The organism is Sphingobium agri (genome assembly GCF_023051225.1).
Taxonomy (GTDB): domain Bacteria; phylum Pseudomonadota; class Alphaproteobacteria; order Sphingomonadales; family Sphingomonadaceae; genus Sphingobium; species Sphingobium agri.
In genome coordinates this window covers 68,761-93,323 of the sequence record NZ_JALKHS010000004.1, presented here as the reverse complement: position 1 = coordinate 93,323, position 24,563 = coordinate 68,761, and the positions used below count along the sequence as shown (strand labels likewise).

At 64.7% G+C, this 24,563-nt stretch carries 22 protein-coding genes and 1 tRNA gene; 8 read left to right on the top strand and 15 right to left on the bottom strand.

What is annotated here, in order from left to right:
* Window positions 1–23: 23 nt before the first annotated feature.
* Window positions 24–1,424 (top strand): threonine synthase, encoded by a 1,401-nt coding sequence (gene thrC / locus MU848_RS01655; protein WP_247229805.1) that lies wholly within the window; start codon window positions 24–26, stop codon window positions 1,422–1,424.
* Window positions 1,421–2,290: a class I SAM-dependent methyltransferase gene (locus MU848_RS01650; protein WP_247229803.1), complete on the top strand. Its 870-nt coding sequence runs from the start codon at window positions 1,421–1,423 to the stop codon at window positions 2,288–2,290. The genes thrC and MU848_RS01650 overlap by 4 nt, the downstream gene beginning before the upstream one ends.
* Window positions 2,291–2,433: 143 nt before the next feature.
* Here the strand turns inward: MU848_RS01650 and MU848_RS01645 are convergent, their stop codons facing one another.
* The 10 genes from MU848_RS01645 to MU848_RS01600 all read right to left on the bottom strand — a co-directional run bounded on the left by MU848_RS01645 (window position 2,434) and on the right by MU848_RS01600 (window position 11,624).
* Entirely contained in the window at window positions 2,434–3,669 is a 1,236-nt protein-coding gene (locus MU848_RS01645; RefSeq protein ID WP_247229801.1) for a murein hydrolase activator EnvC family protein, read from the bottom strand.
* 82 nt (window positions 3,670–3,751) lie between these two features.
* Window positions 3,752–4,174, bottom strand: coding sequence for a 23S rRNA (pseudouridine(1915)-N(3))-methyltransferase RlmH (locus MU848_RS01640; protein ID WP_247229799.1), 423 nt, complete (start codon window positions 4,172–4,174; stop codon window positions 3,752–3,754).
* 80 nt (window positions 4,175–4,254) lie between these two features.
* On the bottom strand, window positions 4,255–4,644 hold the full coding sequence (rsfS, locus tag MU848_RS01635) for a ribosome silencing factor (RefSeq protein WP_097092439.1): 390 nt from the start codon (window positions 4,642–4,644) through the stop codon (window positions 4,255–4,257).
* A gap of 12 nt (window positions 4,645–4,656) precedes the next feature.
* Entirely contained in the window at window positions 4,657–5,286 is a 630-nt protein-coding gene (locus tag MU848_RS01630; protein WP_247229798.1) for a nicotinate-nucleotide adenylyltransferase, read from the bottom strand.
* Between the two features lie 47 nt (window positions 5,287–5,333).
* Window positions 5,334–5,846: a sterol desaturase family protein gene (locus MU848_RS01625; RefSeq protein ID WP_201515768.1), complete on the bottom strand. Its 513-nt coding sequence runs from the start codon at window positions 5,844–5,846 to the stop codon at window positions 5,334–5,336.
* Window positions 5,847–5,953: 107 nt separating this feature from the next.
* Complete coding sequence (locus MU848_RS01620; RefSeq protein WP_201515767.1) at window positions 5,954–6,700, bottom strand: TorF family putative porin; 747 nt, start codon at window positions 6,698–6,700, stop codon at window positions 5,954–5,956.
* A 134-nt stretch (window positions 6,701–6,834) separates the two neighbouring features.
* Window positions 6,835–8,127 (bottom strand): mechanosensitive ion channel family protein, encoded by a 1,293-nt coding sequence (locus MU848_RS01615; protein ID WP_247229796.1) that lies wholly within the window; start codon window positions 8,125–8,127, stop codon window positions 6,835–6,837.
* Entirely contained in the window at window positions 8,124–9,332 is a 1,209-nt protein-coding gene (metC, locus tag MU848_RS01610) for a cystathionine beta-lyase (RefSeq protein WP_247229794.1), read from the bottom strand. The genes MU848_RS01615 and metC overlap by 4 nt, the downstream gene beginning before the upstream one ends.
* On the bottom strand, window positions 9,329–10,177 hold the full coding sequence (gene sseA, locus MU848_RS01605) for a 3-mercaptopyruvate sulfurtransferase (RefSeq protein WP_247229792.1): 849 nt from the start codon (window positions 10,175–10,177) through the stop codon (window positions 9,329–9,331). Before sseA ends, metC begins: the two co-directional genes overlap by 4 nt.
* A gap of 178 nt (window positions 10,178–10,355) precedes the next feature.
* Window positions 10,356–11,624 (bottom strand): hypothetical protein, encoded by a 1,269-nt coding sequence (locus tag MU848_RS01600; RefSeq protein ID WP_247229790.1) that lies wholly within the window; start codon window positions 11,622–11,624, stop codon window positions 10,356–10,358.
* Window positions 11,625–11,725: 101 nt separating this feature from the next.
* Here MU848_RS01600 and queF point away from each other — a divergent pair, with 101 nt between their 5' ends.
* The 3 genes from queF to MU848_RS01585 all read left to right on the top strand — a co-directional run bounded on the left by queF (window position 11,726) and on the right by MU848_RS01585 (window position 15,417).
* Window positions 11,726–12,193 carry a preQ(1) synthase gene (queF, locus tag MU848_RS01595; RefSeq protein WP_247229788.1) on the top strand — a complete coding sequence of 156 codons (468 nt, stop codon included), beginning with the start codon at window positions 11,726–11,728 and terminating at the stop codon, window positions 12,191–12,193.
* A gap of 134 nt (window positions 12,194–12,327) precedes the next feature.
* Entirely contained in the window at window positions 12,328–12,663 is a 336-nt protein-coding gene (locus MU848_RS01590; protein ID WP_281494264.1) for an endonuclease domain-containing protein, read from the top strand.
* 123 nt (window positions 12,664–12,786) lie between these two features.
* On the top strand, window positions 12,787–15,417 hold the full coding sequence (locus MU848_RS01585; protein ID WP_247229784.1) for a M1 family metallopeptidase: 2,631 nt from the start codon (window positions 12,787–12,789) through the stop codon (window positions 15,415–15,417).
* Between the two features lie 77 nt (window positions 15,418–15,494).
* On the opposite strand, the gene MU848_RS01580 is transcribed toward MU848_RS01585, so the two are convergent.
* The 5 genes from MU848_RS01580 to hspQ form a co-directional block, all read right to left on the bottom strand.
* Window positions 15,495–16,565, bottom strand: coding sequence for a phytase (locus MU848_RS01580; RefSeq protein ID WP_247229782.1), 1,071 nt, complete (start codon window positions 16,563–16,565; stop codon window positions 15,495–15,497).
* Window positions 16,566–16,568: 3 nt separating this feature from the next.
* Window positions 16,569–19,352 carry a TonB-dependent receptor gene (locus MU848_RS01575; RefSeq protein ID WP_247229780.1) on the bottom strand — a complete coding sequence of 928 codons (2,784 nt, stop codon included), beginning with the start codon at window positions 19,350–19,352 and terminating at the stop codon, window positions 16,569–16,571.
* A 134-nt stretch (window positions 19,353–19,486) separates the two neighbouring features.
* Entirely contained in the window at window positions 19,487–21,415 is a 1,929-nt protein-coding gene (locus tag MU848_RS01570; RefSeq protein WP_247230086.1) for an OPT family oligopeptide transporter, read from the bottom strand.
* 105 nt (window positions 21,416–21,520) lie between these two features.
* Window positions 21,521–22,330 (bottom strand): GDSL-type esterase/lipase family protein, encoded by an 810-nt coding sequence (locus MU848_RS01565; protein ID WP_247229778.1) that lies wholly within the window; start codon window positions 22,328–22,330, stop codon window positions 21,521–21,523.
* On the bottom strand, window positions 22,287–22,658 hold the full coding sequence (hspQ, locus tag MU848_RS01560) for a heat shock protein HspQ (protein WP_247229776.1): 372 nt from the start codon (window positions 22,656–22,658) through the stop codon (window positions 22,287–22,289). The genes MU848_RS01565 and hspQ overlap by 44 nt, the downstream gene beginning before the upstream one ends.
* Window positions 22,659–22,782: 124 nt before the next feature.
* On the opposite strand from hspQ, the gene MU848_RS01555 reads away from it, so the two are divergent.
* The 3 genes from MU848_RS01555 (at window position 22,783) to MU848_RS01545 (ending at window position 24,378) form a co-directional block, all read left to right on the top strand.
* Window positions 22,783–22,872: transfer RNA gene (locus MU848_RS01555), tRNA-Ser, on the top strand.
* A 32-nt stretch (window positions 22,873–22,904) separates the two neighbouring features.
* Window positions 22,905–23,576: a peptidylprolyl isomerase gene (locus MU848_RS01550; RefSeq protein ID WP_380800084.1), complete on the top strand. Its 672-nt coding sequence runs from the start codon at window positions 22,905–22,907 to the stop codon at window positions 23,574–23,576.
* 58 nt (window positions 23,577–23,634) lie between these two features.
* A complete protein-coding gene (locus MU848_RS01545; protein ID WP_247229774.1) occupies window positions 23,635–24,378 on the top strand; it encodes a DUF72 domain-containing protein in 744 nt (247 codons plus the stop codon).
* Window positions 24,379–24,563 lie beyond the last annotated feature (185 nt).

Genomic DNA, 24,563 nt, shown 5'->3' with positions numbered 1-24,563 from the left:
GCTCGTTACCGCGCTTCCCCATCATGCAATATGTGAGCACCAGGGGAAGCGCGCCTGCGCTGGGTTTCGAGGATGTGACGCTGGCAGGGCTGGCGTCCGATGGCGGCCTCTATGTTCCGGAAAGTTGGCCGCGCTTTTCGGAAGCGGACATAAGGGCGCTCGCCGGGCTCTCCTATGTCGAGACGGCCGTCCGCGTCATGGCGCCCTATGTCACCGGCTCGCTCAGCGAAGACGAGCTGCGCGAGCTGTGCACCGCCGCTTATGGCCGCTTCAGCCATAAGGCGGTTACGCCGTTGGTGCAGTTGGATCATCAGCATTGGCTGCTGGAGCTGTTCCACGGCCCGACCCTGGCTTTCAAGGATGTCGCGCTGCAACTGCTGGGGCAGTTGTTCGAGCGGTTCCTGTCCCGCCGCGACGATCATCTGACGATTGTCGGCGCAACCTCCGGCGACACCGGCTCTGCCGCGATCGACGCCGTTGCCGGGCGTGAGAAGATCGACATCTTCATGCTGCATCCGGAAGGCCGCGTATCTGACGTGCAGCGCCGCCAGATGACCACAGTGCGCGCGCCGAACGTTCATAACATCGCGATCGAAGGCAGCTTCGACGATGCGCAGGCGCTCGTGAAGGCGATGTTCAACGACCCGGCCTTCTCGACGAAGTTCAACCTGTCGGCGGTGAACAGCATCAACTGGGCGCGGTTGATGGCCCAGGTGGTCTATTATTTCTACGCCGCCGTAAGGCTGGGCGCGCCGGAGCGGCAGGTCGCCTTTTCCGTGCCCACCGGCAATTTCGGCGATGTGTTCGCGGGCTATGTCGCGGCGCAGATGGGTCTTCCGGTTGCCAAGCTGATGGTCGCGACCAATGTGAACGACATTCTGCACCGCGCGCTGGCCGACGGTGATTATAGCCAGGGCCAGGTCGTTCAGACGTCCACGCCCAGCATGGACATCCAGATCAGTTCGAACTTCGAACGCCTGCTGTTCGATGCCGGTGGGCGCGGCGGCCCAGCCTTGGCCGAACAGATGAAAGGGTTCGAAACGAGCCGGGCGATGCGCCTTACGAATGCGCAGAGAGCCGGAGCGGCGAAGCTGTTCTCTTCGGCACGCGTTGATGGCGACGCGATGAACATGGCCATTCGTTGGGCTTTTGATGGAGCAGGTCAGGTCATCGACCCCCATACCGCCGTCGGCCTCGCCGCCGCGCGCGGCATGGAGGTCGAGGCAGGCGTGCCGATCGTCACGCTGGCGACGGCGCATCCCGCCAAATTCCGGGAGGCCGTGGAGCGTGCCACCGGGCTTCGTCCGCCTCTGCCTACGCGCATGGGTGACCTGTTCGCCCGTGAGGAGGCCTATGCCAAGCTGCCCGCGACCTTTGAGGCGATCACCGCCTATGTCGCGGAGCGTGCTACGCCGCGAGCATGAAGCTCGACACGCTCATCGGTGAGCCGTGGGCGGACTATGGCCTGATCGATTCGGGTCATGGCCGCAAGCTTGAGCGCTATGGCCGCTATCGCTTCATCCGGCCCGAGCCGCAGGCGATGTGGGCCCCCGCGAGTGCCGACTGGCAAGCCGATGGCGAATTCGTGCCGGGATCGGACGAGGAAGGCGGCGGCCGTTGGTTCTATGATCGGCCGGTGCCTGCCGAAGGTTGGCCGCTCAGCTGGAACGACGTGACGTTCCAGGCGAGTTGCACGCCCTTCCGGCACCTTGGCTTCTTTCCCGACATGGCGCCCGTGTGGAACTGGATGCGCGAGCAGACAGCCGGGCTGGATCAGCCGCAGATCATGAACCTGTTCGGCTATACCGGCGTCGGCACCTTGGCGATGTCGGCGACCGGGGCGCAGATGGTGCATGTCGATGCATCCAAGAAATCGGTCGCGCAGGCGCGGTCCAACGCCGCCGCATCGGGGATGGAAGGCCGCCCGGTTCGCTGGATCGTCGACGATGCCGCCAAGTTCGTGGCCCGCGAGGTCCGGCGGGGGCGGCGCTATGACGGCATATTGCTCGATCCCCCCAAATATGGGCGCGGGCCGGATGGCGAAGTCTGGAGGCTGGAAGAGGATCTGCCCCGGTTGATCGCGGATTGCCGCCGCCTGCTGGATGCCGACAGCCGGTTCCTGTTCCTGACCGTCTATGCCGTGCGCATGTCGGCTTTGGCGATCGGGGAATTGCTGAAGCAGGCCTTTGCCGACCTTCCGGGTACGGTGGAAGCGGGCGAATTGGCGGTACGCGAAGAGGCGAGAGGGTTGGAGCTGCCCACGGCTATTTGGGCGCGCTGGCGGCGTTAGGGGTGCGCGCTTTGGATTTAATGGCGTTCACCGTGAGAGGCTCGACTCTTTACAAGAAGGGGGCTTCGACAAGCTGAGCCCGAATGGATTAAGTGATTCGGATGGGTCGCGCTCTGCTTCAAATTGAGGCGGATGAAGGGGCCTCAGCCAAGCCCGACCAGCGGCACGATATCGACAGGGCGGCCATTGCGGCGCAGTTCGACGGTGATGCTCGGGCGGCGACTGGCAGCGTTGCCCAATGGATCACCCTGCCGCACGCTGTCGCCCACTGCGGCGGAGAGGCGCTGCAAGCCAGTGATCAGCGTCGTCCAGCCGCCACCATGATCAAGGATGATGATCTGGCCATAGCCTCGATAAGGCCCTGCAAAGACCACGCGTCCCGCCGTTGGGGCGACGGCAAGCGCGCCGGATTGCGTGGCGATGGTAAGACCGCGCGACCGTACGCCGCTTTCCGACAATTCTCCCATGCCCGTGACGAGTTGACCCATGACCGGTAGGCGATAGGGCGGCGGCCCTCCGGGATCGCGCTGCCGGGCGGGTGACGATGCCATGGCGAGGTCCGGCCGTGCTGGCCGCAGCAGCGGGCCGGGGAGCGCCGCCAATTCCTCGCGCAGGTCGCCCGCAGCCTGGAGCCGGTCCATCAGGTCGACGATGTCGCGCGCGCGTTCGCCCAGCGCCAAGGCACGATCGCTCTCCAGATTGGCGTTGGAGCGGTAGTCCTTCTCCGCCAGCCGCTTTTGCGCTTCGAGCGTCCGCAAGGCGGCTTGGCCCGTGCGCAGGTCTGACTGGCTCTGCGCCAGTGATGCGGTCGCTTGTTCGGCGGTGGCGCGCAGGGCACGGCTGCGTTCCAGCTCGGCGCGCAAGCCAGCGGTTCGTTCCTGGATGACAGGCAGGATCTGGCCGAGAACGGCGCGCATGTGGACGGCGTCATTCAGCGACCCAGGCTGGACAAGCGCAAGGGCGATCGGCCGGCGCGCCATCATCTGCAGGGCTGCCGTCAGCCGTACGACCGGCTCCTGCCGGGCGGCGAGGCGCGCCGCCTGGGCGCGTTGCATCCGGGCGATGATGGCGATGCGCGCCTGCGCTGCCTGAATATCGGCCTCAGCCTGCTGGATGCGCGCGGCCATGGCAGCGGCGCGGCGGCGTGCCTGTTCGGCCTCGTCGCGTGCGGCAGTTGCCTGTTGCTCAAACCGCCGGGAACGGTCCCGGGCTTGTTCGGATTGGATGCGCGCGGCTTTCAGCGCCGCCTGTTCCTGGCGCAGGCTGGTCTCGCCCGTGCCGCTCAGGATGATGCCCGCTCCGGGCGTGGCAGCCAGGCGCGCTGCGGTGAAGACCACTGCGCTACCGATGACCGCTGCCAAGGCCGCTGACCTTTTCACCCCTTGCCCCCTGCCGGATCGGTTGGCGACCGGCTACATATGATTAGGCGCAAAGGGCCATCCCTGTCGAGCAGTGGCGGCATCAGCCTTCGCGATGATAGGGGTGGCCCGAAAGGATGGAGCAGGCGCGCCACAATTGTTCGGCCAGCATGGCGCGGGCCATCATGTGGGGCCAGGTCATGGCGCCAAAGGCGATCAGCAGGTCGGCGCTTGCCCGGGCCTCATCATCAAAGCCGTCTGCCGCGCCGATCAGGAATCGGCATTCGCGGGCCCCCTGATCACGCCAGCCCTCCAGTCGTTTGGCGAAGTCCATGGAAGTGAGCTGGCGGCCCTTTTCATCGAGCAGCACGGTGATTGTACCCGCCGGGGCAAAGGGCAGCTTGCCGCCGCGGTCAGGCAGTTCGGTGATCCTGTGCGGCATGCTCAGCCGCTTCACATAGCGTTCGACCAATTCCGCTTCGGCCGAACGGCCGATCTTTCCGCGCGCGATGATGTGGAGGAGCATGGATCAGGCTCCTAACGGGTCAGCGCGCGCTTGTCGAAGGTCTGCATGCATCGGCGAAACGAAGCCGATGCGGCGCGCCTTCAGGCCGTGCCAGCCACCGGCGCGTCGACAAAGCCCCACATCCGTTCCAGATTGTAGAAGCTGCGCACTTCCGGCCGGAACAGGTGGACGATCACGTCGCCCGCATCGATCAGCACCCAGTCGGCGACCGGCAGCCCCTCGACGCGCGCGGAGCGGCCAGTGGCCTGCTTGATGCGCTCGGCGAGCTTCTGCGCCATCGACGCGACCTGCCGGGATGAACGCCCGCTGGCGATCACCATATGGTCGGCAATGCTGCTCTTGCCTTCCAGGGGGATGGAGATGGTTTCCTGCGCCTGGTCATCGTCGAGCGATTTGAGGACAAGGTCGTGCAGGGCGGCAACGCTGTCGGCATCATGGGCCGGGTCGTTGGCAGGATTAGGTCTGGTCAAAAATGCTCCATTCTAGACAATCAACCGGCGCGTGAGCGGATCGCGCACGCGTGCATGTTCATATTCGCGATGCCAGAGGGGTTTCGCCTGCCGCAGCAGGGTCGCCGATCTTGGATCAGGGCGAAAGCGCAGAAGCACAAGCGCCGGCGGTCTCCAATCCGTCCAGTCTGCACTCTGGCGCGCGGGCCGGACGAAACGCCGCAGCCAGGCCATGGCCCCAGAGCCACGGGCAACGCTATCATAGCCGGGACGGGCGATCACGGCAATGGGCATCTGTCGCGCGATACCGCGCCAGTCCTTCCATTGGCCGAACTGGGCGAGATTATCCGCGCCCATCAACCAGATGAACTGGTTGCGGGGGAAGCGCTGCCTGATCACTTTAAGCGAATCGATGGTATAGCGGGTGCCAAGCGCTTGCTCGATCGCGGTGGGGCGGATGGGTGCTCTCCGAGCGGTAGCGCGGGCATGGGCGAGCCGCGCGGGGAGAGACGCCATGCCCGCGCGCGGCTTCAGGGGATTGCCCGGTGAAACCAACCACCAGACCTCATCCAGCCGCAATGCCTTCGCCGCAAACAGCGAAATCGCGCGATGGCCGCCATGCGCCGGATTGAAGGAGCCGCCCAAAAGGCCGATGCGCGCCATTCAGTTGGCCACGTGGATTATCGGCAAGGCGGAAAAGCGCAGGCTACTCACTCTGCTTCCACTAGCGCCCGCGCTTTCCGAACGCCCTTTCGGCCCTCTTGCGCCAACTGCCGTTTCAGCTCTTCCGGGCGGGGGGCAATCAGGAAACCGAAGCTGACGCAGCCCTCGCGGGTTTCGACCGCATGGTGCAGCCGGTGCGCCTGAACGATCCGCTTCATATAGGGAGAGCGGGAGACATGGCGATGGGCGATCCGCTGATGGACGAGGATATCGTGAAAGCCGAGGTAGATAAGACCATAGGCGGCGATCCCCGCGCCGCATGCGGTGGCCCAATCGCCCCAGCCCCATTGCACGCCGCCCAGCAGCAGCAGAATCGAAGGCAGCGCAAAGATTACGAAATAAAGATCGTTCGCCTCCCACATCCCGGTGCGAGGACGATGATGGCTGGCATGGAGGAACCAGCCCGGACCGTGCATCACCCAGCGATGCATGACATAGGCAAAGCCTTCCATCGCAGCGACAGTGGCGAAGAAGATCAGGAACAGCAGGAGCGCGGACATGGCGCCCTATATAAGCGCGCGGATAAAGCGGCGCGAGCCTGTAAAACTGCAAAGATGGAAAAGGCCACGGCCGCCGGGACCGTGGCCTTCCCATTGATGATCGGAAATCAGAACGAGGCGGTGATCGAACCCACCACGCCAGCCTTGCTGACGTTGCGGCCGCTGGGGCTGTAGAGCGACTTGTCGGTGTCCACATAGCTGACGCCGAAGGTCAGGTGGCTCCAGGTGTAGGTCGCGCCGATGCTCCAGTCGGTATATTCGTCGCCGATGGTCAGGTAACTTGGGCCAAAGCTGTGGCCGAGGTGCGCCGAAACGCCCAGCGGCGTATTGGGAACGCTCGCTGCCAGATCGCCCGCGACATAAAGATTGTCTTCGCGAGTCAGGCCGCCATCGACGGACAATGCGCGGGATTTGGGAGCGTAGGCGGCGCTGAGTTTCGCCGTCGCCGGGCCGAAAGTGCCCTTGATCGAGGCATAGGGCTCAACGAAGTCGGTGTTGGCGCCGCCCGAGCCGGGATAGTAGTAATAGAGTACGCCGACATCGACCGTCGCGGCCCCGAAGGTCCTGGAATAGCCTGCGATCAGGTCGAGTTCCTGGTCGCTGCCAGCGGCAACATAGTCATCGATCGAAGAGCCCCAGGTCGAGACATAAAAGCCCGATTCATGGGTAACGGTGATGCCGCCTTGCAGGGCAAAGCGCTTGTCCGTCTGCGAAATGCCACGGAAGCGATAGTCGCTGACCACGGCGGCATTGCCGGTGACGGTGAGTTCGGGCGTGGGCTCGTCCTGGGCAAGCGCCGGAACGGACAGAGCAGCGAGAGCGACGGCCGAGAGGCCGAGAATGGACTTACGCATGAGATTCCCCTTGATGGTGTTCTGCGATGGTCCCGCCTGCGTCAGGATTCCGGAGTCTCTATTCCCGCGATGGGCCGGATCGGATGACCTGAACAGGTGAGGGCATGCCGCCGCATACCGCGCTGCACAAGGGATTATTGCTGTTTCTTATCTTTTAATTCTGAAATGTTGCCACTCTGCAACAAAGATCGGTGCGGGTCATGCAGGACGCGCTGGGGGTAGGGGATGGTGATGCCGTACTCGCGGAACAGCTGCCACACGCGGTTCAACACGTCTGATTTCACATTTCCAACGCCGCTTTCCGGGTCGCTGATCCAGACGAGAATGTCATGTTCGACACGGTTCTCGCCAAAGTTGGTCAGCCATACATTAGGCTTCGGATTGCGCAGGACGCGGGGGCTTTCCTGCGCGGCGCGGAGCATGAGGTCCTGGGCGAGCTTAAGGTCGCTGTCATAGCCCACGCCCACCGGAATGCGCACACGGACGTTGCGGTCGGAATAGGACCAGTTCTCCACCTCCTGCGTCATCAGATTTTCGTTCGGGATCAGATGCTCCTTGCCGTCGCGGGTGAGGACGGAGACGGCGCGGACGCCGATCTTGTTGACCCAGCCGAAACTGTCGCCAACCACGATGACGTCGCCCGGCTTGATCGAGCGGTCCATGAGCAGGATGATTCCCGCAAAGAGATTGCCGAAGGTCTTCTGCAAGCCGAAGCCCACGGCGAGGCCGAGCGCGCCGGAAAATACCGCAAAGGCGGTAAGGTCGATGCCGAGCAGGTCGATGCCGATGAAGAAGGCGGCGACTACGGCGCCGATGGCGGCGAGCTTTTGCGCGAGAAGCTTTTGCGTGGCGTCCAGCCCCTTTGCGCGCCCGATGCTCTGCGCGAACAGCCTGTTGGCGAGCCGTACCAGTGCAAAGAGGAGGACACAGATCGCTGCGGTGCTGAACAGGCCGAGCAGCGTTACACGCCGCTTGCCGAGGTCGATGCCGATGCCGTCAAGCATGTCCGCCACCGGAGCAAAGCCGCCGCTGCTGCCCGAAAGAACCGTGACGAACAACAGCAGGGCAAGCGGGACGACCGCCCAGCGGGGAATAGCAAGGCTGCGCAGAATATGCGTGGCTAGCAGGGCGACGGAAAGGGCGAGCGCGGTCCCCAGTATAAGATGGGCAAGAGCACTGATTGGCCAGAGCGCGGCGGCAAGGGCGAACAAACTGCTCGACAGCGCATGGCGGAGGATGGGACGCAGATGGCCTGCGAGCGCATCGCCCAATGGCCGGACGCGGCGGCGCAGACGTGGGGCCGCTATGTGCGCAATGCCGTCCGCGATCAGGAACAGGATGGCGGTGAGCGTCAGCGCGACCACAGGATGGACGATCGCCGGATTGCCCGGCAGCAAGGCAAGCAGGCCGGGAAAGCCTTGGGTCATCCCCTTGCCTTGCGGAAGCGGGCGAGACCGGCATCGAGATCGGCGATGAGGTCGGCGGGGTCTTCAAGGCCGATCTGGAGCCGGACGAGCGGGCCTTCGGCCTGCCATGTGGTGGCGGTGCGATAGCGTGCTGGATCGACCGGCAGGGCAAGGCTTTCGAAACCGCCCCAGCTGTAGCCGATGCCGAAATGCGCGAGGCCGTCGATCAGGGCTGCGCGAGCGGCTTCGTCCCCGCCGTTGAGGACGAAGCTGAACAGGCCACTGGAACCGCTAAAGTCGCGGGCCCACTTCTCATGACCGGGGCAGCTCGGCAGCGCAGGGTGGAGGACGCGGGCGACTTCGGGTTGGTCAGAGAGCCAGCGGGCGATCTGGAGCGCGCTTTCCTGGTGCTGGTTCAGCCGGACGCCCAAGGTGCGGAGGCCGCGGCTGGCGAGCCAGGCGTCGTCGGGGCTGACCATCTGGCCGAGCAGATAGGCGGTCTGGCGGAGCCTCGGGAAATGATCGGGCGTGGCAATGACGGAGCCGAGCATGACGTCGCTGTGGCCGACGATATATTTGGTGCAGGCGAGGATGGTGATGTCGACGCCGTGGGAAAGGGCGGGGAAGAAGAAGGGCGTCGCCCAGGTGTTGTCGAGGAGGGTGACGATGCCTTTTGCCTTCGCGAGGGCGGTGATGGCGGGGATGTCCTGAACCTCGAAAGTCAGGCTGCCGGGGCTTTCCAGGAAAATGGCGCGGGTGTTTTCGTTAATGAAATGGTCAATTGAAACGGAATCGGCGAGGGGGTCATAGTAGATCGTTTCGATACCGTAACTTTTCAGCATCTGTTCGCAGAAGTTGCGGGTGGGATCATAGGCGCTATCGACCATCAGCAGCTGGTCGCCCGGTTTCAGGACCGAAAGCAGAGCGCAGGCGATGGCGGCGACGCCGGAGGGGAAGAGCATCGTTCCTTCCGCGCCGGGCTCCATTTCCGTCAGCGCATCGGCGAGGCTCCAGGCGGTGGGCGTCCCCTTGCGGCCGTAGAAGAGCCGTTCATGCGTGCTGCTGCGCGCGGCGCTGCGCAGATGGGCGACATCGTCATAAAGGATGGTCGAGGCGCGCCAGACCGGCGGATTGACAATCGCGCCGGGCTGACCGGGCATGCCGGTCCATTCGGGCTTGCGCCCGGCCTGCGCCAACTGGGTGAGCGGCTTGCGGTCCTTGCTCATGCGGCTGGACCCGTCGCCTTGGGCGTGGAAGGGTCAAGCCCCCATTCCGACCAGCTGCCGTCATAAAGGGTGACGTCCGTCTTGCCGAGCAGCTCCAGCCCTGCGAGCAGGATGGCCGCCGTCACGCCACTGCCGCAGGTCGTGATGATCGGGCGCGAAAAGTCGGTGCCCGCGTCGAGAAACAATTGCCGCAGTTGCGCCCCCGTCTTCATGCTGTTGTCGGCGTTGAATAGCGAAGCGGAAGGGATGTTGCGTGAGCCCGGAATATGGCCCGAGGCCATGCCGGGGCGGGGCTCCATTTCCTCGCCGGTGAAGCGGGCCGCGCCGCGCGCATCGATGACCTGCGCGGCATGACTGTCGAGATTGGCCAGCAGATCCTCCTTGGTGCGGACCTGCCTTTCCGCGCGGCGGGCGGTGGCGTCGCCGCGCGGGATGACCGGCCAGCCGCTTTGGGTAGGGCGGCCTTCGGCGACCCACTTGGGTAGGCCGCCGTCCAGGATCGCGGCCGCGCGCCCGACGCCATAGAGGCGCATCATCCACCAGGCGCGGGCGGCGCTGTGCGTCGGGCTGTTGTCGTAGAGGATGACACGGCTGTCCGCATCGATGCCGAGCGCGCGGCAGCGCTCGGTCATGAAGGCGTCGCTCGGGAGCATGCCGGGGCGCGGATCATCGGCATCGGCGAGGCTCGGTAGATCGAGATAGGCCGCGCCGGGGATGTGGGCGGCCTCGAATTCGGCGCGCGGGTCGCGCGGCGTGCCGGGCAGGAACAGGCTGGCGTCGAGTATCTTGAGGTCGTCCTTGCCCAATTCTTCCGCGAGCCAATCGGTGGAGATGAGAATGTCCAATGCGGCCTCTTTCAGTGGTGCGTGACTGCCTTTTTAGGAGGGGGAGAGGGGTGTGGGAAGGGTGTTGGGGCTTTTAGAGCCGCTCGTCGTCATTCCAGCGGACGCTGGAATCTTGGAGGGGGCGCGCGGCGTGGGCCGGAAATCCCAGCATGGGCTGGGATGACGCTTCAAGGCAGGCTCAGCTTGCCAGCTCGAGCGCGGTGGCGCGGCTGCCGGGGGTGCGGAACTGGCGGGGGCCTTGATCGACGCGGAAGGGCGTGAGGCGGTCGGCGGGCGGGGTTTTTTCCTGGCCGACGATGAAGGCGCGGCCGGTGCGGCCCGCGCCCGTGGGGCTGGCGCCCGGCTCGTCCGACCAGCGATATTGCGCGTCGAACGCGACGAGGGGGATGAGCAGCGCGCGGTCTCCCATCTGCACGGGCGCGATCTGGTCCGGCAGGAGGCGCAACTCGCCGGTCAGGCTGTGGCTGTGCCCTGGCGCAAGCGAGACAGCCGAGTGAGCGGGCAGGCCAAGAGCTCCGGCGAAGAACTGCTGTAGCTGCGCCTGCTGATGGGCATCGGCATTGGCGATGAAGGTGCGGATGAGAATGTCGTCCGCGACGCGCTCGCCCCGATTGTGGAGCGTCAGATGGTAGCTGATGGTGGCGCCCATCAGGGACAGGCGGGCGCTGCGCACCTCAAGGCTAAGGTCTATCCACGGCCGATCGGCTGCCGCAGCGGCGGGCGTTGGGGAGGGGGCGTCAGGCCGGGGCGCGGCGGGCGGCGCAACCGGCTTTGCCGCTGCCGGACGGGGCGCAGGAGGGGCCGGGACGGGCTTTGCGGCTGCGGGCGTGGGCGCGGGAGGAGCTGGTGCGGCCTCCGGCTCTTCATAGGTTTGCTGCTCTTCTTCGGAACGACGGCGCAGGAACAGCCAGGCGGCCGCGAGCGCTGCGGCGAGGAGCGCGATGGCGCCAGCGATCCAACCCCAGGAGGCAGACTCGGCGGGCGCGCCCAGCGGCGGCTCGCTGGCGGGAGCGGCGGGAATCGGGGAGGGCGTGGCTTGCGGCTCGGCGGGTTCTGCCGGAGCGGGCCGCGGCGCTGGGGCTTGCGGCGTCGATGCTTGGGGCGCGGCGCTGCTGCTTTCGGGCTCGCGCGCCGGGGCGGCGGGTTCCGCAGGCGTTGGGCGCGGCGCTGTGGTGGCGGGGCGCTGCGGTTGGGCCGGGGGCGCCTGTTGCGGCTGGGGCTGTGCGACGACCGGCGGAGGTGGCGTGATGACAGGCGTGCTGGCTGGTGGCGTCACAGGCGCGCCACGGAACACGTCGAGTTCCGGACCTTGGCGACTAGGATCAGCAGGCGGCGGGGAGGTTCGCGGCAGGTTGAAGACAGGATCGCTGCCCCCCTGCTCCTGCGCGAACGAAGGCGTGGCCAGCAGCAGCGGCAAGGCAGTCAAAATGGCAGGACGCATCCCCATGGCAAGCAGCCAAGGCAATGATGACGCTGAACGGGAGGTGAATGGCATGGCGGTATCAGGTTGCGGTGACATTAGGCGTGCAATGGCGTAGATGGCCGGTCATGACCGACATACCCCAAAGCATGACACCGATCCATCTGGGGCAGAGCAGCGCACTGCCTGCGAGCCCAGAGGAAGCGGTCCTCGATTATGTGGCCAATCCTCGGCCCGGCAAGCCCTATCTGGTGCGGTTCACCGCGCCGGAATTCACATCGCTTTGCCCGGTGACGGGACAGCCGGACTTCGCTCATCTGGTGATCGACTATGCGCCCGGCGCGACGATCGTCGAATCGAAGTCGCTGAAACTGTTCCTGGGGGCGTTCCGCAACCACGCCGCTTTCCATGAGGATTGCACTGTCGGGATTGGCGAGCGGCTGTTTGCCGAGATGCAGCCTTTGTGGTTGCGGATCGGCGGATATTGGTATCCGCGCGGGGGGATTCCGATCGATGTGTTCTGGCAGTCGGGCGAGCCGCCGGTCGGGCTGTGGCTGCCTGCGCAGGATGTGCCGGGGTATCGGGGGCGGGGGTAGGCACCCTCATCCAACTTCGCCTAGCCCGCCTTGCGGGCAAGGCTGCGTATCCTTCTCCCGCCAGCGGGAGAAGGAAGTCAGGTGCAAGCCCTCTCCCGCTGGCGGGAGAGGGTTGGGTGAGGGTGGGGTGAGCTATGGCGATAGGGCGTACCAATCCTCACGCGGCAGCATTGCGGCGGAATGCAACGGAGTGTGAGAAGCGACTCTGGGCTGCGTTGCGCAATCGGCAACTGGATGGTTTCAAGTTTCGGCGGCAAGCAACGGTAGGCCCCTACGTCGTTGACCTACTTTGTGCCGAACATCGCCTGATCGTCGAAGTCGATGGTGGCGAGCATAGTGAAGAGGCTGACTTGCCGCGTACGCGCTTTCTGGAGGGGCAGGGTTATTCAATGATCCGCTTCTGGAACCATGAGGTCTTCGAAAATCTGGATGGCGTGCTTGCCAGCATCCGGCAAGCGCTCCCCTATTAAACAACCGCACAACAAAGTTCGATCAACCGCTTGACCCGCGCGCGGAAAGGTTCGATCCCGCAACTATCATGGCAATGGCCGCCCGGGCCGTGCCGTTCTCAACGTGTCGGAGTTGCGAACCTGATGTCCTTTTCGAAGCTATCTTCCCTGTTGCTGGCGGCTGCGCCGCTCGCCCTTGTTCAGCCCGCTTTGGCGCAGATGCCTGCGGGACCGGCGCCGGGTATCACGACGCAGTTGCCGCCTGGCGCTGCGCCCAGCCATTATGCGATCGAGGTGGTGCCCGATGCGGCGAACCTGAAGTTCACGGGCAAGGTGACGATCGACCTCAATGTCGCGCAGGCGATGCCGGTGCTGGTGCTGAATGCCGCTGACCTTTCCATCGGCCGCGTCACGCTGACCCCGGCGAAGGGCAAGGCGATGACCGGATCGGCCAAGGTCGATGCCAATGCGCAGACGGTGACGCTGGATTTCGGCAAGCCGGTGCAGCCGGGCGCGTACAAGCTCGACATCGCCTATGGCGGCGTCATCAACACGCAGGCGAACGGGATGTTCGCGCTGGACTACAAGGATAATGCCGGGGCGCAGAAGCGGGCGCTGTTCACCCAGTTCGAGGCGCCCGATGCGCGGCGGTTCGTGCCGAGCTTTGACGAGCCGAGCTACAAGGCGACGTTCGATCTGTCCGCGATCGTGCCGACGGGGCAGCTGGCGGTCAGCAACATGCCAGTCAAGGCGTCGCAGGATCTGGGCGGGGGCAGGACGCGGGTGACGTTCGGCACTTCGCCGAAAATGTCGTCCTATCTGCTGTTTTTCGGCTTGGGCGAACTGGAACGCGCCACGAAGATGGCGGGCGCGACGGAAGTGGGCGTCATCACCGGCAAGGGGAATACCGGCAAGGCGCAGCTGGCGCTGGATGCGTCGGCGGCGATCCTGCCCTGGTATAACGACTATTTCGGCGTGCCATTCCCGCTGCCCAAGCTCGACAATGTTGCCGGGCCGGGACAGAGCCAGTTCTTTTCCGCCATGGAGAATTGGGGCGCGATCTTCACGTTCGAGCGCGCGCTGCTGGTCGATCCCAAATTCACGTCAGAGGGCACGCGGCGGACCATCTATTCGATCGTCGCGCATGAGATGGCGCATCAATGGTTCGGCGATCTCGTCACCATGGCTTGGTGGGACGATCTATGGCTGAACGAGGGTTTTGCGAGCTGGATGGCGACCAAGGTCACCGACAAGCTGCAACCGGAATGGGAAATGCTGCTGACCCGCGTCGGCGGGCGCGAGCGGGCGATGGCGTTGGATGCGCTGGCGACGACCCATCCGGTGGTGCAGAAGATCCATACCGTAGAAGAGGTCAACCAGGCGTTCGACGACATCACCTATGAAAAGGGTGAGGCCGTCATCACCATGCTGGAAGGCTTTGCCGGTGAGGATGTGTGGCGCGCGGGCATCCGGGGCTACATGAAGGCGCACGCCTATGGGAATACGGTGACGGACGACCTGTGGAAGGCGGTCGAGGGCGCGGGGGCCAAGGGGCTGGTCGGCATCGCGCATGACTTTACCAGCCAGCCGGGCATTCCGCTGGTGAAGGTGGAGAGCGCGCAGTGCCGGGGCGGATCTACCGTGTTGGCGCTCAGCCAGGGCGAGTTCAGCCGCGACCGGAAGGACAAGGCGCCTCTCCGCTGGAACGTGCCGGTGATGGCGCAGACGATTGGCGGCGCGGCGCAGCGGCTGATCCTGAACGGCACGGCTTCGGTGACGCTGCCGGGGTGCGGGGCATATGTGATCAATGCCGGGCAGACGGGCTATTATCGCTCGCTCTATCCGGAGGCCAATGTGAAGGCGCTGGCGGCGGGCTTTACCCGGCTGTCGTCGATGGACCAGATCGGGCTGTTGGCCGACAATTTCCAGCTGGGGCTGGGCGGTTATCAGCCGATCGGGCTGGCGCTGGACATGGTGGACGCGGTGCCCGCCAATGCGAGCCCGGCGGTGCTGGCCGAGGTGCCGGATTATCTGAGCAGCGCCTACACAATGCTGGATGGCGATCGGGTGGGCCAGGCGCGGGTCGCCGCCTACGCCTCGCGCAAGCTGGGGCCGGTGCTGAAGAGCGTCGGCTTTGATGCAACGCCCGGCGAAGGGGCGCAGGTGCCGGTGCTGCGGTCGGCGCTTGTTTCGACTTTGGGTAGCATGGGTGACAGGGCGGTGCTGGCCGAAGCGCGGCGGCGCTTTGCCGAGCCAGCGCTGATGGAAGGGCCGCTGCGCAATGTGTGGCTGCGCATCATCGCGCAAAATGCTGATGCTGCGACCTGGGACAAGCTGCGGGCGATGGCCAATGGCGCGACGAGCGCGCTCGATCGGAGCACGCTGTTTGCCTTGCTGGGCGCGGCGAAGGATGAGGGGCTGGCGCGCAAGGCGCTCGACCTCGCCATGACCGATGAGCCGGGGAAGACGACGAGCGCGGCGATCATTTCGGCAGTGGGCGCTGAGCACCCGATGCTGGCGGTCGATTATGTGCTGGCGCACCGCCAGCAATATGAGGCGATGATCGATGTGTCGGCGCGCAGCCAGGCGATTGCACGGCTGGGCGGCGGGTCGGCTGACCCGGCAATGGCGGCGAAGCTGGACGCCTATGCGACCCAATATCTGACGCCGGAATCGCGCAAGGTAGTGGATCGGTCTATCTCCGCCATCAGGACGCGGATCGAGACGCGGGCGCGGTTGAAGCCTGCCTTGCTTGCCTGGTTTGTGAGGAGGTGAGGGGGGAGAGCTTAGCTGCTCGCTGCGCTCGCCCCACCCCTGACCCCTCCCGCTTGCGGGAGGGGGACTTCGTGGCTCTATCGGGTGAGGTTTAGCGCCTTGGCGATGTCGTCCCAGGCGACGAGCTTGAAATTCTGCGCGGCGGCGGCGTTGTGGCCGTCCTGCGCGACGAAGATGCCGCCGGGATAGGCCGGGCCGAAATCGCCGAGCATCAGGTCGATGCCGTCGGTTTCCTCGGCCCCGCCAATGGCGCCGTCGATGATGCGGAAGCGGCCGACATAGCTGTCGTCGGTCAGACGGTAGACCGCATAGGCATTGTCGCCCTGGCTGGACACGATGACATAGCCGTCCCGATCCCCGACCGGAGCGATGGCGACGCCTTCTGCATCCATGACGATATTCTTGCCGTCGGCGGCGGCGATCTTCACGGGGGCAGTGGAGCCGTTCGCGCGGGCATCGAAGCGCCAGAGGCCGACATCTTCTTCGGCCACGTAGAGGATGCCGGTGCGGTCGTCGACGGCGCAGCCTTCCGCCTGGGTGCCAAGCTTCATCGTCCGCACGGTCCGGCCCGTCGCAGTCGCGCCCGAGGCGTCCAGGGCGACCTGATGGATCGTCCCGTCCTTCAGTACGATGAAGGCGTAGACGGCGTCTGACGCGCGGTAGAGACAGACGCCATAGGCCTCGCCCTTGCCGCCATCGACCTTGCCCCGCGCGGTCAGCTTTGCCGTTGCGGGATCGAGGCTGAAGAGCGCGAGCTTGGCGTTCGCCACGTCATTGCGGTCACTGGCGACGACGAGGATGCCGGGTTTGCCCCCGATCGTCACGCCATCGCGCAGGTCGACATTGTTGACCCGTCCCGCGTCAAGGAAGCTGCGGGTCTTGCCGTCGAGGCCATAGACATAGAGCCCCGCCTTCTTGTCCGTGCCGACGATGAGGCTCTGCGCCGGGTTCGCGGCATTGCGCCAGATTGCCGGATCGTCGGCGGCGTCCGCGTTGGCTGTGCCCACGGGGGTGGTTTCCCCCCGCGCCGTCACGGAGACGGCAGGGGAGGCATTGGCGATGCGCACGGCGATGGGGGCTTCGGTCTCCGCACTCGCACAGGCGGCGAGCGCGAGGAGGGGGAGGGTGGAAAGGATGGTCTTTTTCATGGATCAGAAGCTCGCCGAGATGCCGAATTTCGCTGTCCAGTTATATTCCTCGAACTGGAGCAGGCGCTTGCCTCCTGCGAAATTCTGATAGGCGAAATAAGGTTCGTTGGTGACGTTGATCCACTCGGCAAAGACGCGGACGCCGGGAACGATGCGATATTTGGCGCTGAGGTCGATCTGGAAATGATCGTCGACATAGCGGTCGGTTTCCGCCGCGTCGGTGATTTCATCCAGATATTTGTCACGATAGGTGCCCGCCGCGCGTAGCGAGATCGGACCCTTTTCATAGCCGATGACGACGTTCAGCGTGTTCTTGGACGAGTTCAGCAACGGGATCGATCGCGGATCGCTGATGTCGCCATCGTTGAGGACGGTGCCCTTGGCATCGGTGTAGGTGTAGTTGACGTTCAGCAGCAGGCCGTCGAGCGGGGCGGGCAGGAAGCTGAAGACCTGGGCGTAGGACAGTTCGAACCCCTTGATTTTGCCCTTGTCGCCGTTGATCGGGATCGTCAGTTCTTCATAGTCGATGCCGTTGAAGGTGCCAGGCGTGGTGAGCCGTTGCGACACGACGAAATTCTTCACTGACTTCCAGAAGACGCCGCCCGTCAGCGCGGCATTGGTGCCGAAATACCATTCCGCCGACGCGTCGATATTCCAGGCGCGGTAGGGTTTGAGGTTCGGATTGCCGGTGGTCGCTTCGTCATCTTCGTTGATGTCGAAGCGGGGCGCGAGGTCGGACAGCTTGGGCCGCACCAGGCTCTTGTAGCCGCCAAGGCGCAGGACGAGGTTGCGGATCGGTTCGTACCGCACCGTCAGGCTGGGCAGCCAGTCGGTATAGTTGCGAACGAAACGGTTGGGCGTAACAGTGACGGTATCGCCGTCCGATTGGGTGGTGAAGGCGTTGATGTCGTTGCGCGTCTGCTCCAAGCGGACGCCGCCAATGACGCGCAGCTTGTCGCTGTCCCAGCGGCCGAGCAGGTAGGTCGCGAGGATATCTTCCTTCACGCCATAGTCGGACGATGCAGACGCCAGCGCCGTATCGACTTCGTTGAGGACGAAATTGTCGCGATTGGTATTGAAGAAGTTGGACGGGCCAGTGTGGCTCGGCAGCGGCAGGATGTCCTGGATGCGGTAGGTCTGGCCGCCCAGCACGTCCGCCAGCGTGTAATCGCCATCATAGTCGTCATAGACGTCCGACTGGAGATTGTAGCTCTTCTTGCGCCAGCGCGCCTTCATGCCGGTCTGGACGGTGAAGGTGCCGTTGTCGAAGGCGAAGGCGCGAGAAATGTCGCCACGCAACGCATATTCGCGGTCGCGCGCGTCGGACAAGGTCGTGCGCTCCAGCTCGTTGAAGCCGTAGCTTTCCGGATCGAAGAAGGCATCGCTGTTGCCCGTGACGGCAAAGCGCGGCTTTCGCGGGTCCGAATAGTCGAAGCCGACATTGACGCCGTCATCATTGAAACGGGCGCGGAAGCGGGTGGGATCGATCGAACCATTTTCCCGCTCGCTCGCTTCCGACCAGCTGCCCGAATAGGTGATCTTCCAGGGGCCAGTGTTGGTTTCGCCGCCAAGGGTGAGGGACTTGATCTTTTGCCGCTCGAACCGGTCCTTCATGCGGCGGCGGACTTCGATGCGGCCGTCCTCGTCCGAAAATTCGGCGCTGGTCGCGGTCGAGGAACGGGGTGCTTCGTCCATGATCAGGATCACGTCGCCACGATATTCCTGATCGTCGAACTGGCTGTAGAGGCCGCGCGCATAGAGCTTCGTCGTGTCGGTCGCGAGCCAGTCGAGGCTGAGCGATCCGCCGATCCGCTTCCGCTGCACATCGTAGTCGCGGTACTGGACTTCGGCGGCATAGGCATTGCCTTCGTCCGTCACATCCCAATCAGTGGCTTCGATATTGTCGCTTTCGAACTTGCGCTTGTAGTAGCTGAAGCCGCCCGCGATGCCGAAGCGATCGGACAGGCGCGTCGAAAAATCGAAGCTGCCCTTGGGCGTCAGCGCGTCGGCGAAGTCGTTGTAGCTGCCTTCGAGCTTGACCGAATAGAGGTCCTTCTTGCGATCGAAGGCGCTGGTGGTGTTGATCTCGATTGATGCGCCGATCGTGTCGGCATCCATGTCCGGCGTCAGCGACTTCTTGATTTCAATGGATTCGATGAGTTCGGAGGGGATGACGTCCAGCGCGACCTGGCGCGTGTCGCTTTCCGGCGCGGGAAGGCGGGTCCCGTTGATCGAGGCGGCGTTGAGCGCGGGGTCAAGGCCACGGACCGACACGAAGCGGCCTTCGCCCTGATCGTTCAGGATGTTGACGCCCGGAAGGCGGCGGATCGATTCGGCGACATTCTGGTCCGGGAACTGGCCGATGGCATCGCGGGTGAGGACGCTTTCCACGCCATCGGCGGCGCGCTGGCGGGACAGGGCCGACGCCTGGTTGGCGACCTGGCCGACGACGATGATCGAGCTGTCGATGTCCGAACCGATGCGGATGTCGGCATCGGCATCGCCGGTCGAGGGCACGGTGACGGTGGTGCGCACTGGGTCCGCGCCGACATAGCGTGCCTCGATCGTGTAGGTGCCGGGTGCGACGTCGGGGAAGCGGTAGCTGCCGTCGCGACCGGCTTCGGCGACGCGGCCCAGCTCGACAATGCGCAACTGCGTCGATTGGAGGGCGCGGGTGCCGGTGCCGTCGAGTACGGTGCCGCTGATGGTGCCTGCCAGAGCGGCGGCAGGCGCCGTCAGGGCAAGAGCGATGGCTGCGCGGCTGGCGCCACGGAAAAAGCGGTTCATGGTGGAAATCTCCCTGTTGCCAAGGGAGATCGGCCCCCGCCGTCCCCCTTCTGGTCGAGGGGGTCAGTGAGATATTTTCCTTACACTGGCATGCCGGTTCGGTGACAGTTTGATGATGTTAGTGTGGCAATATGTTACATCGATGCCTGCCGCCGCAGCCGGGCGTACAGGCCGCCGATGACGGCCGCGAAGAGGATGAGCGCGAGCGGCACGGCGAGCGGGTTTTCCGTCACCAGCGCGAGCGGCGCGTCGCTGTTGGTGGCCGCGACGATCCCGGCGAAGGCGACGCCGAACAGGCTTTCGCCGACGATGAAGCCCGTCGCCATCAGAACGCCCATGCGCTCGGCAAAATCCGGGCTCGGCTGGCGGCGCGCCCAGCGATTGTAGAAGTGGCCGATGACCGCGCCGACCGGAATGAGCAGGGTGAGCGCCATCGGCAGGTAGATGCCCATGCCGACCGCGAGCGGCGGCAGGCGGAGCTTGCCAGCCTTGCCCAGCATTTCGTCGATGCCGACGACCACGGCGCCGATCAGCGCGCCGGTGCCGATCAGGCCCCAGTCCAGATCGCCCCCTAGCACCCCCTTCGCCAGTGCGGAGATCAGCGCGGCTTGAGGCGCGGGGAGTGCGGTCGCCTTCGCCCCCGGCGCGCCTGCAAAGCCGAAGGCGCTGTTGAGGAGGTCGAGCACCGGGGGAATGACGAGCGCGCCGAAGATGACGCCCAGCACCAGCGCCACCTGCTGCTTCCAGGGGGTCGCGCCAACCAGCTGGCCGGTCTTCAGATCCTGGAGGTTGTCGTTCGAAATGGTGGCGATGCCGAAGACGATCGCGGTGACGAACAGGGCGTAGGCGATGAGGGCTTGGCTCTGTTTCGGATCGCCGCCCGAGCCGTAGATGGCGGCGAGGATCAGTGAAGCGCCGAGGACGGCGAGGATGCCGACGCCCGAAATCGGGCTGTTCGATGCGCCGATCAGGCCCGCCATATAGCCGCAGACCGATGCGATGACGACGCCCGCGACCAGGATATAGGCGAGGGTCAGGATGAGGATCGGCGCGGGATTGAGCGCGATCGGCCCGCCCTGCGCGAAATACCAGAGCAGAACGGCTATGGGTGCGAGCGAGGCGAGGATGGTGCCGCCGACAATGCCGATGGGCAGGTCCCGCTCGGTCAGTTCAAGCAGGCTGCCGTCGCCAGCTTTGCGCTTGCGGGCTGCCGCCATGGCGGATCGGATGCCGCTGATGATCGGACCCAATATCTTGAGCAGGGTCCAGATCGCGGCGACGCCGATCGTGCCGGCGCCGATGAAGCGCGCCTTCATGCGGAAGGTGGTGCCGACGACTTCGGCGAGGTCGGCTCCGGCGGGCAGCGGCGCGGTGAGCCAGGGGACGAGGCCGACCCAGCTGATCAGCAGTCCGACGAACATCGCGACGCCGACCGACAGGCCGACCAGATGGCCGACGCCGATCAGCGCCATGGAGAAGCTGGTCGAGAGTGAAGTCGCGCCTGCGCCGAATTTGAAGAAGGTGGCGGCCTCTTCAGCGATCAGCTTCGTCTTGGCGATGATGGAGAAGGAGGCGGCGGCGAGGGCGCTCATGATGATGGCGGAAAGGCCGCGCTTATTTTCTTCAAGGCCCTCGCGCGAGCCCGCGCCCACTTTAAGCACTTCGGCGGCGGCGACGCCTTCGGGATAGGGGAGGTCGGAGCCGGTGACGAGGGCGCGGCGCAGCGGCACGGAATACATGACGCCCAATATGCCGCCCAAGGCAATGGTGAAGGCGGACAGCCAATAGGGGAAGCCCTGCCACCAGCCGATGATGACGAGGCCCGGCAGCACGAAGATGATCGCGGACAGCGTGCCCGCCGCCGACGCGATCGTCTGGACGATGTTGTTTTCAAGGATCGTGCCGGTCGCGAACAGGCGCAGCACCGCCATGGAGATGACGGCGGCGGGGATGGAGGTCGCGAAGGTGAGGCCAATCTTCAGCCCCAGATAGACGTTCGCCGCGGTGAAAAGGAGCGTGATGAGCGCGCCCAGAATGACGCCGCGAAGGGTGAGCTCCGCCATGGGAGTAGGCGTGGGTGTGGCCTTGGCCGAATCAGTGGTCACCAGCATCGTCCCCCTCTGGGTGTCTTTTACAGGTGTACGGTAATAATGTTGCTTGGCCGTGGATCAATTGGAAAGTGACAGCGGGCGCGGTGCGGGTGCCGCCGCCATCTCCATCCGGTCGAGCCAGCCATCGACCAGCCTGTTCCACCGGCTGTAGCCTCGCCCGTTCATGTGCAGGCCATCGGGTCCGAACAGCGATGCGTCGGGCAGGCCGTCATGGGCAAGCAGGCTGCTGCCGACATCAAGATAGTCGAAGCCGCCCACCCGGCTGCGCGCCGCAACGGTCATGTTGACCGCGGCCATCTTCGGCCAGAGCGTCCACCGGATCGGCGAGGGTTTGAGCGACAGATAGGCGATGCGCGCCTTGGGGTAATCAGCGCGCAACTTCTTGAGCAGCGTGAGTATGTTGCGTGCGACGGTGTCAGGCGTGGCTCCGGCCGCAAGGTCGTTCTCGCCGATATAGACGAGGACGGAGCGGGGTTCTGCCTTGGGGAAGAGCCGAGGATAGTGGCGCAGCACATCGGGCGTCGTCGCCCCGCCGAAGCCGCGATTGACGGTGCTTCTGTCGGGAAAGCTTGCCTGCGTATTCCAGAGCCTGATGCTGGAACTGCCGAGGAAGAGGACCGCGCCCGGCGCGCCGCTGTTCGCCTCATTCGCCTTTGCGAAAGCGGCGACTTCATTGGCGAAGGGGAAGGTGGGATCGGCGTTGACCCGGGGTTCGTCGGCGGCACGTTCGGCGGGTGCCTGCGCAGCCGCGATGCCGGTCAGGCCGGGCAGCAGAGCAATGGCGGCGGCAATCCGCCACCATGCTCCCGCAAGAGGCCGCGCCTTAATGGCGATGGAGCGGGCGCAGTTGATATTTGCCGTTGGCATAGGTCCCGAACATCCCCGCGATCGCCGGATGATCCACCGGTTCCCCGCTGTCGTCCGCGAGCAGGTTCTGCTGGCTCACATAGGCGACATAGCTGGTTTCGCCATTTTCAGCGAGCAGGTGGTAGAAGGGCTGGTGCTTGTCGGGCCGGGACTGTTCCGGGATCGCCTGATACCATTCCTCGCTGTTGGCGAAGACGGGATCGATGTCGAACACGACGCCACGGAAGCCGAAGTGGCGATGCTTCACGACATCGCCAATGCTGAAATGCGCATGGACAACGGGGGGCGGGCTGACATCAGCCCCGAAAATTGCAGTGGTGTCGGTCATGAACAGCAATTTAGGACGCCCGTGCGGTCTTACAAGAAAAATACGGACCTCTCCGCTTGGCAAGCCGGTCATCATTCGCTAATGGCCGCCGCTCGACCGGGTCGGCGCAGGCCGCACCTTCTGCGGAGAGGTGGCAGAGTGGTCGAATGCACCGCACTCGAAATGCGGCGTGCCGGCAACGGTACCGAGGGTTCGAATCCCTCCCTCTCCGCCACTCCAACTCACCAATCGGTGGCTGAACCGTTGATCCGTCCCGCCTTACTGCGCGCGCTTGCCCTGCTGCTCTTGCTGGCCCCTGCGGCTGCATGGGGCCTGCCAGGCAATCGTCCTACGCCCGGCTACACGCGCGTGGCGATCGAGACATCGGTGGGCACGATCGTGGTCGCCGTCGATACCAAGCGCGCGCCGCGCACTTCGGCCAATTTCCTGGCCTATGTCGATGATGGGCGGTTCGATGGCGTCACCTTCTATCGCGCGGCGCGGCGCAAGAGTGATGCGAAGCTGGGATTGATCCAGGGCGGAATCGATACGGATGCGCGCAGATCGCTGCCGCCCATCCCGCACGAGCCCACCAGCAAGACCGGCATCCGCCATCTGGACGCAACCCTGTCGATGGCGCGGCCGAACCGGCCGGATTCGGCGATGGGCAACTTCTTCATCACGGCCGGAGCCACCCCCAATATGGACGCGCGCGGGACGTATATCGGCTATGCCGCGTTCGGGCATGTAGTCGCGGGCATGGATGTCGTGCGCCGCATCCTTGCCATGCCGACCTGCTGCGGGTCCGGGCCAATGCGCGGGCAGATGATCGTGAAGCCGGTAAGGATCATTCGCGCCAAGCGGTTGGATGGAACGGCGCGGCCGACGCGCGGTGTGAAGCCGTGGCTGATCGGATTGCGGCGCAAGGGCGCATCCTGACATTTTCTCTGTTCCTCATGCGCGTCAGCCGTCAGGATGGGCGTGGAAGGAGACGGCCATGGCGGCGGGACGGATCAGGGTAGGCATAGGCGGATGGACGTTCGAGCCATGGCGCGGCACCTTTTATCCCGAGGGCCTGCGCCAGAAGGACGAACTGGCCTATGTCGGCCAGCATCTGACCGCGACCGAGATCAACGCCACCTATTATGGTAAGCAAAAGCCCGCCACCTTCGCGAACTGGGCGAAGGCGGTGCCCGATGGGTTTCAGTTCGCGGTGAAGGCTTCACGCTTCTGCACCAACCGCCGCGTGTTGGCGGAAGCCGGGGAATCCATCGCCAAGTTCGTGGGGCAGGGCATTGCCGAACTGGGCGACAGGCTGGGGCCGATCCTCTGGCAGTTCATGCCGACCAAGACGTTCGACGCTGAAGATTTTGGCGGGTTCCTGAAACTGCTGCCCGACAGCATAGGCGGCGTGCCGCTGCGCCACGCCCTGGAGGTGCGGCACGAAAGCTTCGATGATCCCGCTTTTCTGCAACTGGCCCATGATGCGGGGGCGGCGGTCGTACTTGCCGACCATGATGAATATCCCGCGATCAAGGGCCGTGATGTGGGGTTTTCCTACCTTCGCCTGATGCGATCGCGAGGAGAGGAGGCCACCGGCTATCCCCCTTCGGATATCGAGGGCTGGAAAAAAAGTGCGAAAGGCATGGCGGATAAGGGAGACGTCTTCGTCTTCTTCATCAGCGGGGCCAAAGTTCGTGCGCCCGCCGCCGCTCAGGCGATGCTTGTTGCATTGAAGTAACAGCGACCGTTGCGTTTGCTGCAACTGCGAACGCGCCCTTTGCGATTGAGGCAAAGGGCGTCTTCCATCATATGCGCGCTTGTCCAAACAGGGCACAAAACAAAAATTGCAGGAAACGAAACATGCGGCACACTTTGCAGGGCGTTGCGCTGATGGTTGCGGTCGGTGCGCAGATGCTGACCTTC